We start from the raw sequence: 9,737 nt of genomic DNA, 5'->3' as shown, positions 1-9,737 counted from the left end.
GGTTGGGAGTTCTAACTGATTTAAAAGTTAGAGGAGGTGTTGAAAATATATTCATAACTGCTACAGACAATTTAAATAGCTAAACCCAAACTATAAAACATATTTCCAGACTAGCAAACTCAAATCTGTGTGGTACATCAAATCAGAAACTCTGCTCGTTATAAGTTTGGAAAAATAAGAAGGGATTTTCAAAAGACATAAAGCAATTTTATGAAGCCTCAACTAAACAAGATGATCAAGCCACATTGGGTGATTCAGACAATAAAGGAAATGATAAAATCCTTTAAATAAATTTAAGAAGAACTCAATGTATTCTTTCACTTTCCAGCGAAAATCAGAAAATAATCTGCACAACAATTTTAATAAAAAACTTCAATGGAAAGATTAGGACATACACCAAAAATAAGTTGTCTTTCCCAACTGATGATACTATAATAAAATCTACATGTTTGCCTATCAGGGAATCAACCAAAAGATGGTCAATACCAATACAAACTATATTAAAAAAAGGGTTCAACTTTAATTAAAAAGTCAACCCTATTATTTTTAAACTTACACACTTTTTAGGATAGTATCTTTAAAATATTACAATTTTGTTTTTGAAAAAATAATTCCCTCAACATGTTCCCCTACAAAGAAATTCGCCATATCGGATGTCTTAAACCATTTAGGTTTATTTGGCATATCATCGTAGATTAAAACACCATTAATGGTTAGGTTCTCAAAAACCACATCTTTCACTTTTCTATTGCTGTCATAGCCCGCAATTATAGATGTTCCTGCATTCACACCATTATAAGTAATATCTTTAAAAAGAATATTTTCAACACCCCTGCCCGGTGACGTACAATATTTGCTATTAAAAAACACTCGGATATTTACAAGCTGTCCCTGTCTGAAATCTTCAATTCTGATATTCTCAAATTTTACATTTCTAATCAGGTTGCTGTCCCCTGCATTAAGGCTCAGACAACCCTGGTAATCAAGCTGGCGTTCTTTGTGATCCAATATATCTATGTTTTTATAGGTAAGATTTTCAAGAATTTCCGGATTAGGCGTACTGCCGTGTGTTCCTACCAAAATAGGATGTCCTACATCTGCCCAGAGTGTGGAATTTTGCATGGTAATATTAGCACAGCCCCCTTTATAGCCGCCTCTTGTTCCATATACAGTAGTACAGTCATCGGAATTTCTATTAAACGAGCGATCAATAAGGACATTAGTACTGGATATGACATTCATTCCGTCACCCCACCCAAAAAAACTGATTACCTTTACATTGCGAATAATAACACCGTCCGATCCCCCGGTGAAACACTGGGTACTAAATAGTCCTTCGATTTCAATATTTTTAGAATTGGATATAGAAATGCCGCCTTTAATTGACTGATCGACCATACCGCTTCCCAGTACTTTTACATTTTGGGCATTTTCAATCCTGATCTTCCCCATAATAATAGCACCGCCGTCTACATATACTGTTGAGCCGGAAGGCACCATCAGTTTACCGTCTGGTATATTATGAATACCCGGACCGAAATAAATAAGTTTTTTATCCTTCTTATTCGGCACATAAGTACTTATAGGATTAGCAAAAAGATGCAGATTGTGCATAATATCTCCATTAACCTCTATTGATAAATTGGATGGCTGACTCAGCTTAAAGGTCAGGGTATTACCGTTTACATTATGTTGGATTCCATAAGATAACGGTCGTACTCTAGATGTATTAATAAGCCCGTGGCTGTAAGTAACTGAAACTTCGACTTCTCCCGAAAAATCAAAATAACTCATTGACGCATACTGCACATCATGACCGCTGTCTTTTACTTCGTCAACCTTAATCAAATGTTCAGGCAATTCCTGCCATGTACCACCCGGGACACGAACCTTAACCGAGAAATCCGTATTTTGCAATGCCTCTTTCGGAGCAGTATAGGTAATTAGTTTATTTTGTACTCCAACTTCCGCATACAGCATATTTCCTAAAAACAGCAATACACCAAGATAAAATATTTTTTTTATGTGCTTCATAATACTTTCGCAAATTATATAAATATAGTATTAAATTAATTAAGATTAGATTGGTTTTCTATTTCTGCTTAAAAACCGTTTCCTGTAATTCTTCTAAGGTTTTTCCTTTGGTTTCCGGCATCATAAACATGACAAATAACAATTGGAATACCATCATTACCGCAAAGATTAAAAACACCGTTCCTGCTCCGATGGTGGAGAATAAAAATGGAACCATCGATGGTATAATCGCTGCCAACACCCAGTGTGTGGAGGAGCCGAATGCCTGTCCGCTGGCACGCAGGTGATTGGGGAAAATTTCAGAAATAAATACCCAAATCACTGCCCCCTGTCCGATAGCATGTGACGCGATAAACATGAATAAGAAAATAGGCACTGCCATTCCTTCCCATTTTAGGAAAAAGGCTAGCGAAACTAAACCAAGAGAAATGATGTACCCTATAGAACCAATATACATCAGTACCTTACGTCCTAATACATCAATCAAAAAGACTCCAAAAAGGGTAAACACTAAGTTAGTCAAACCAATTCCGATACTGCTCATCAAGGCAGCACTTTCTTCTAATCCCGCTTCAGCAAAAATCCTTGGCGCATAATACAAGAACGCATTAATACCGGATAACTGGTTGAAAAGCGCAATCAAAAAGGCCAATATCAAAGGGAATCTGTACTTCTTCAAAAAGATGGTTTCGCCTTTTACATGATCTTCGCCAATATGAAGCTCGGCTATCAATTCTTCAATTTTAGCGTCAGGATTAATTTGTTGTAATACTTTCTTCGCTTCCTCATTTCTGGATTTAGACAACAACCATCTCGGACTCTCCGGTATCGTAAAAACGATTATCATATAAAAGAAAGATGGAAATGCCATCACTCCTATCATCCAACGCCATGCATTTTCTCCTGCGTCTCTCAATAAATAATTAGATAAGAATGCCATTAAAATTCCCAGTACAATATTAAACTGGTACAAGGAAACCAAACGTCCCCTGTCTTTCGCCGGAGCAATCTCGGAAACATAAGCCGGTGCCGCTATGGTAGAAGCTCCAATTCCCAATCCGCCTAAAAAACGAAAAAAAGCAAATGTATACGGATCATTGGCTAAAGCCGAACCAATCGCTGAAACTAAGAATAAAACACCAATCCAGATTAATGTTTTTTTTCTTCCTAATGCATTGGTCGGAATTCCGCCAAAAATAGCTCCAATCACAGTGCCCCATAATGCCATTGCCATGACTACAGAACCGTGAAAAACATCGGAAGTATGCCATAATTCCTGTAATTTTTTATCGGCACCCGAAATGACAACGGTGTCAAAACCAAATAAGAAACCGGCCAGGGCTGCCGTAATAGACCATAAAAGTATTTTATTCATAATTGTTTGTTTTTATTGTTTTGATAGTAAAAAATCCTGTTTATAGATTAGTTGTTTATCCACCTAAATCAGGATGGATTTGTAATTATTATTTTTTGGTGGCAATAGCTTTATTCCTTTGAAACGGAGCAAAAATATCCTTACCTGATTTCAATTTTTTCAAACGCAACAAGGCTTCCACATAATAATAATCAGCATATATAATTGAATAATCTATTTCGCTTTTGTTCGGATAATGTCCGGTTGAATGCAATAAAAACGCAGGATTGGCATTACCGCTTTGGTACCTTTTACTGGATAATTCGGCTAACATGGCTTCTGCCTTATCCAAATAGGTTTTGGCCAATGCTTTATCTTTGGTATAGGTCGATAATTCTATCAATCCCGAAGCTACCAAGGCTGCTGCCGAGGCATCTCTAGGTTCTTTAGTAACATTAGGCACATCAAAATCCCAATACGGAATCAGATCTTTAGGCAAACGGTCTAAATATACTTTGGTTACCTTATGTGCAAAATCCAGGAATTTAGGATCTTTGGTTTCTCTATACACCATCGTGTAACCGTAAATGGCCCAACCCTGACCTCTGGCCCACATACTGTTATCAGCATATCCCTGATGCGTCATTCCTTTTATTTTTTTACCTGTAACGGTGTCGTAAACAACTACATGATAAACCGAATAATCTTTTCTAAATTGATTTTTCATGGTAGTTTCAGCATGTTTAACTGCCATATCATACAGCGATTTATTACCTCCATTTTTAGAAGCTTCAAATAACATCTCTAAATTTATCATATTGTCTATGATGGTGTTGTGCGGCCAATTCATCTTCTTAACCATTTCTGGCCATGACAAAATAGTTCCCACTTTAGGATTATATAATGTTGCCAAAGTATCTGATGTTTTAAGTATAACATCCTTAAACTCCTGATTTTTAGTCAATCTATAGCCATTCCCAAAACTACAATATACTTGAAAGCCTAAATCGTGATCAGTCGCTGAACGTACCGATAATGGAGTTAAGAAACGGGTGTACTTATCTGCTTTTTCTTTCCACACTTCATCTCCGGTATATTCGTATAAATACCACAATATTCCTGGCCAAAATCCACTTGTCCAGTCTTTATAACCTACAAGATTCCAGTCTTTTGATCCAGGAGCTACATTTCTTGGAATTCCTAAACTATCTGGTAAAACCGATAAAGTTTTATTAGCTTGTGCTACACAATACTCTAAATTTTGATCTATGTTAAAAGACTTTTTCTCTTTTTGAGAACTTATCATTACAATTGTCAGCGTAATTATCAATGCAATTGTCAGTGCAAAAAAAATTGTTTTTTTCATTTTCTTTATTTATTATTTTTTTAATTTGACTCTTTTTTCTACTTACTATTTTTTATTTATTTAGATACTTTAAACCAATCAAAATCGGCATAACTTCCCATTCTTGCAGTTGCTTCACTCACGGAAAAAATTCCCATTTTGGCACTGATCCACAAATCTTTTTGCGCTTTGAAAGGTTCTCCTATTATTTGAAATTTGTTTCCATCTTCACTGTAACTGAAGTAACAAGTAGCATCCGGAGACTTTACCTCCATTCTTAAAAAGACCTCATTTTTTGGAAGCTTTTTCTTTTCGACAACTTTTTCTTTTGAACTGTTTGTAGCGTCATTACAGACCACTTGTTTTACCCAAAAACTTCCCTCTTCAAAACTGATTCCGGCATAAGCATAGGACTGTCCCATCATCAATAATCCTGCGGTTTTCCCGGTGGTTTCCCATTCGATATTCAACTTTACTTTAGTGGTTGTGGTAAAATTTTCTGCGGGTAATTTTTGTAATAATAAATTAGGAGCATCCCATAAGTTGGGCAACTCTTTTTTACTCATACAAAAAAGCCTTAAATAATCTGTTCCCGGAATTTGAGCACTCCATTTGACGGAAGGATTACCATACCATTGCCATTGAATACCCATTTTTCCGTCATTAAAATCATCGCTTTCCTGTGGCGTTTGAATGGGATATTGTTTATCCACAATTGTTTTTTTTAAACTAAAAATTGGTTCCCCAATACCATTCCCATCGAGATCTTTCCCCATCAATGGCCAATCATTTACCCAATTTAATGGCTGCAGGTGCAACACTCTTCCATACACTCCTTTATCTTGAAAGTGTAAAAACCAGGAATCTCCATTTGGAGTGGTTACCCAAGCCCCCTGATGTGGGCCATTTATTGCTGTACTGCCTTGTTCTAATACAATTTTTTCTTCATAAGGACCATAAATATTCTTGGATCTTAAAACCAACTGCCATCCCGTAGCCACACCACCAGCTGGTGCGAAAATATAGTAGTAGCCCTCTTTTTTATACAATTTTGGTCCTTCAACAGTATGATGTTTATCATGCCCGTCAAAAACATGTTTCCCTTCATCAATCACTTTTGTTCCCTCTTGATTCATTTTATTAATAGTTAGCATACTATTAATACCAGCGCGGCTTCCCGCCCAACCATGTATCAAATAGGTGTTTTCACCATCCCATAGCGGACAAGGATCGATAATCCCTTTCCCTTCTAAAACCAGAACAGGAGCTTCCCAAACACCGGCAGGATTTTTCGTTTTCACCATATACACCCCAAAATCAGGATCTCCCCAATAGATATAAAATTCATTATTATGATACCTAATAACAGGTGCCCATACCCCTTTGCTATGTTGAGGGACATCAAACACTTTTTCCGGTACCAGTTTATTAATCGCATAATTAATGATGGTCCAATTCACCAAATCGTTGGAATGTAAAATAGGCAATCCAGGAGCACAATTAAAACTACTGGCGGTCATATAATAATCATCCCCAACCCGAATTACATCAGGATCAGAGTAATCGGCATGCAGAATAGGATTGATAAAAGTTCCATCGCCTTGGTCGGATTTCCAAACCTCAGAAACATAGTGTTCCGTTTTGTTTTCTTGATGAACAGGGGCACTATTTTTTTTATCAATAGAACTACATCCATTTATAATCAAAATACTTATACCCAGAAAAAGACTTTTATTCCTCATTATTAGCTTATTATTTAATTGTAACCGATAATGGATTCTGAATTGCTTGTGATTGTTTTTCCAACATCGCATCCCAATCTTGGACAGATTGTACTTGACCGCTTCCTGTCCAGGCAAAACCAACGTAATAAGTCAATGTATTCTTTTTAGGTGCTGTTACCACCAAAATCTGGCTTTGGTCAACAGCTTTAGAATGATGATTCATCGCTGTTTTGACCACACTCGGATCAATCACAATTCCTTCTCCCACGAAAGAATCGTCGATGGGTTCCCAATGACGAAAAACTCCCTTTTGGGCATTAATAGCCACCACTCCTTTTTCTTTGTGCAGTGTAATTCCTAAGGTATAGTTTGGTATTTTACTTGTTGAACTGATTTTATTTTCAAATTTTGAAAAATTAGAACCCAAGTCAAGAGAAATTCGTTTGGTTTCTTTAACGCCATATTTACTCCAAGGAGCATAATCCAATTCAAAAATGGTACGCAAAGGGCCTGTTGCAATTATTCGGTATTTAGTATAGTTTTTAGAAATGTATAAACTATCCTTTTCCCAAATTCCTGTTCCACCACTGCCTCTACTCCTTCCAACATGATACGGGTCGTATCCTTCGCCGTGATCGATATGATAGTAACCTGGCGCTACAACATTTTTGGCATACCAGGAATCAATGATGGAATAATTTACTTTTTTCAACCAAAGATCGATACCACTTGATAATGTCCCATCAGTTCTTCCAGCTTCGGTTAATCGTTGCGCTTCCGGGCCATAGGTTCGAAAAGCTACTCTGTCATTTTCCCAAGCAAAATCATCGATTCTTTCCGGAACAAAACGAGCATATGTAGTAGTAACACTTACGGGGCCTTTGTGATTGGATTCCTTATCTGTAAACAAAGTATAAACAACCTTAGACATTGCGGGAACGCTAGCTTGAAACAATAACTCATCTGGAGTTCCATCAAGGTTTGTATCAATTAATTGTGTAACCAATAGTTTCCCGGTTGCATCTTTCACCAATACCGCACTAAAATCTTTAATTTTAGAAAGACATTTATAGGTATTTAACTGAATGCTTACTACTTCATTTCGATCAAAATGAAGTTTGTTTTCCACCACTATCTTTTTGGTTAATTTATTTTCGCTGTCAAAACTGGAAAACAAAATTAGGATTCCTAAAAAACTCGCTATTTTGGTTAAACTAAATCTCATTTTCTATTTAATTTCTATTATTCAAAAACTGTTATTTCTTAACTTCTGTAATCCAAATCGCTACTCCACCAGACGCTTTTAGATCTAATTTTATTTTAGAACCTTTTTTAATCAAAACATCTTTTAAGGCAACTTTTGTTTTGGTAGCCATTTTTTCATCATCAGAATAAATTCTGGCATTATATTTCTTATTGGCATCCAAAAAATTAAAATCCAATTCCAGAGTTCTCGCCTCATTATTGGTAATACTTCCCACAAACCAATCCTTCCCAGATTTTCTTGCGGTTGTGATATATTTCCCTATTTTTCCATTTAAAACTTTGGTATCATCCCAAACTGTTGGCACTTTATCAAAAAATTCTATTTCAGGTTCTCCGCCATAATTGGAAGCATTGTCGTACCAAAATAAAGTTTGCAATGGGCTGTACATTACCACTGACAATGCCAATTGATGCGCGTGGGTGGTTTTAATTCTGTTGGTGTAATAACAAACGGTATAATCGCCTGCACCGGCAATCCCTCTGGTAAAAGGCAAAGTCGTATTGTGCGTTGCATCAGGCATTTCTTCATTTCCGCGTATTCCTTCAACGGTCAAAACATTAGGCCAAGTTCTTTGTTCCCCGGTCAGTCTAAACTCATCATGTATGTTCACCATCAATTTATTATCCGCAGCACGTTGAATCGACTCGTGCAACCAGGTCGTCCATCGGTGGGAACCTACTTCAACAAAACCGTATTTAACTCCGGCAATTCCCCATTTTTTATAAATTGGAAAAATCTCGGCATCTTGCTTCAATAAGGCTTGTTGGTTCACGTATAACCAAATTCCAATTCCTTTCTCTTTTCCATAACGGATGACTTCCGGTAAATCTAAATCGATAGCCACTTTACCCGCATCAGAGTCAAATGTAAATGCCGGTCCATACCATTTCCAATCAAACAAAACATATTGCAGGTTATGTTGTGCTGCAAAATCAATCCAAGCTTTAGCCCCTTTCTCGGTAAGTGTCAGGTCACGGACAATTTTTCCAGGTTTCACCCAAGAGACATCTCCTATTCTATTCGGTTCATTCAAATTGAGCAATAAATCGTTATTTTCAATTAGTTTCCCGGGAGTTTCCGCAGCCATCACCACGCGCCAAGGCGTAGCGAAATAAGGCACTTTGTCAACCGATTCATAGAGTGCGGTTTTAATGGTATTCTTTTTGGTTTTCGATAATTCAAAATTCAATTTCACATAATCCACCATATTGGCTTCAGCCAAACAGGCATACAAACCATTTTCCAGTTGCAAAGTCAATGGACGAACCGTTTGGGAAGTCCAGTCTTTTAACGGTTTTAAAGTAAATGGTGCTTGCGCCCAAGGTTCATACCAAGCCATCGTATTCTCCGGAAAAGTAAACTCGGTGTTTTCTTCGGTTATCTTATAATAAATCCCTGTTGGATTATCATGGAAATAATAACGCATCGCCAGACCTTCATCATACAATCTGATTTGAAGATCCATCTTATAATTAGAAGAAACTTTTTGCTCAAATGTCAAAATAATCTCATTGTATTTCTCTTTGATAATTTTTCGTTCCCCATAAGGCGGAACCCAAGAAGTATCAACACTCTTGTTTTTAGTTTCTTTTAAAACTAAGCCATCCATCCAATCACCTGTTGGCACATTTTTAATGGCCAACGCCCATTCTGAAGCTCTATTGTCTAATTTAATGTCAAGTCCTGAATCGAGTAGTACCGGTTTATTCTTGAAATTTAAGTTATAGCTAAGACTATTTTTTCCTGAGACATCCTGCTTTTGCTGTAAAACAAATGCATACTTTTTATCAGGAGAAAATAGTTGTTTCTCTATTACTGTTTTTAATTGAACCGATTGGGCATACCCCCCCATCACCAGAAAATAAAAAATAAACGAAAGTAATTTTAGTGCTGATTTTATGATTTTAGGCATCTTGCATTAATTTTTTATTATTACAAAAAAGTAGCTTAAGAATATCATCTGATATACTAATTATACTGTTATATCCAAATTTTAATTTAAATCCGACAACT

Annotated in this window: 6 protein-coding genes; all 6 read right to left on the bottom strand. The window is 36.6% G+C overall.

Going from position 1 to position 9,737, the window contains the following annotated elements:
* Positions 1-585: 585 nt before the first annotated feature.
* The gene (locus FNW38_RS05240; protein WP_144064651.1) at positions 586-2,034 is read right to left on the bottom strand and encodes a glycosyl hydrolase family 28 protein; all 1,449 of its coding nucleotides are present in this window, start codon (positions 2,032-2,034) and stop codon (positions 586-588) included.
* 58 nt (positions 2,035-2,092) lie between these two features.
* Positions 2,093-3,409 (bottom strand): sugar porter family MFS transporter, encoded by a 1,317-nt coding sequence (locus FNW38_RS05235; RefSeq protein WP_144064650.1) that lies wholly within the window; start codon positions 3,407-3,409, stop codon positions 2,093-2,095.
* 88 nt (positions 3,410-3,497) lie between these two features.
* The gene (locus tag FNW38_RS05230; RefSeq protein ID WP_218043825.1) at positions 3,498-4,754 is read right to left on the bottom strand and encodes a glycoside hydrolase family 88 protein; all 1,257 of its coding nucleotides are present in this window, start codon (positions 4,752-4,754) and stop codon (positions 3,498-3,500) included.
* Positions 4,755-4,810: 56 nt separating this feature from the next.
* Positions 4,811-6,475 carry a glycoside hydrolase family 43 protein gene (locus FNW38_RS05225; RefSeq protein WP_144064649.1) on the bottom strand — a complete coding sequence of 555 codons (1,665 nt, stop codon included), beginning with the start codon at positions 6,473-6,475 and terminating at the stop codon, positions 4,811-4,813.
* Positions 6,476-6,485: 10 nt separating this feature from the next.
* Positions 6,486-7,682, bottom strand: coding sequence for a DUF4861 family protein (locus FNW38_RS05220; RefSeq protein WP_144064648.1), 1,197 nt, complete (start codon positions 7,680-7,682; stop codon positions 6,486-6,488).
* Between the two features lie 31 nt (positions 7,683-7,713).
* A complete protein-coding gene (locus FNW38_RS05215; RefSeq protein WP_235890154.1) occupies positions 7,714-9,636 on the bottom strand; it encodes a glycoside hydrolase family 97 protein in 1,923 nt (640 codons plus the stop codon).
* Between the last annotated feature and the right edge of the window lie 101 nt (positions 9,637-9,737).

This window comes from Flavobacterium gawalongense (assembly GCF_007097265.1).
Classification (GTDB): domain Bacteria; phylum Bacteroidota; class Bacteroidia; order Flavobacteriales; family Flavobacteriaceae; genus Flavobacterium; species Flavobacterium gawalongense.
This window is presented reverse-complemented; position numbering and strand designations above follow the sequence as displayed.

Coding starts and splice junctions, on each gene's coding strand:
- FNW38_RS05240 (WP_144064651.1), bottom strand. CDS start 2,034: ATGAAGCACATAAAAAAAATATTTTATCTTGGTGTATTGCTGTTTTTA.
- FNW38_RS05235 (WP_144064650.1), bottom strand. CDS start 3,409: ATGAATAAAATACTTTTATGGTCTATTACGGCAGCCCTGGCCGGTTTC.
- FNW38_RS05230 (WP_218043825.1), bottom strand. CDS start 4,754: ATGAAAAAAACAATTTTTTTTGCACTGACAATTGCATTGATAATTACG.
- FNW38_RS05225 (WP_144064649.1), bottom strand. CDS start 6,475: ATGAGGAATAAAAGTCTTTTTCTGGGTATAAGTATTTTGATTATAAAT.
- FNW38_RS05220 (WP_144064648.1), bottom strand. CDS start 7,682: ATGAGATTTAGTTTAACCAAAATAGCGAGTTTTTTAGGAATCCTAATT.
- FNW38_RS05215 (WP_235890154.1), bottom strand. CDS start 9,636: ATGCCTAAAATCATAAAATCAGCACTAAAATTACTTTCGTTTATTTTT.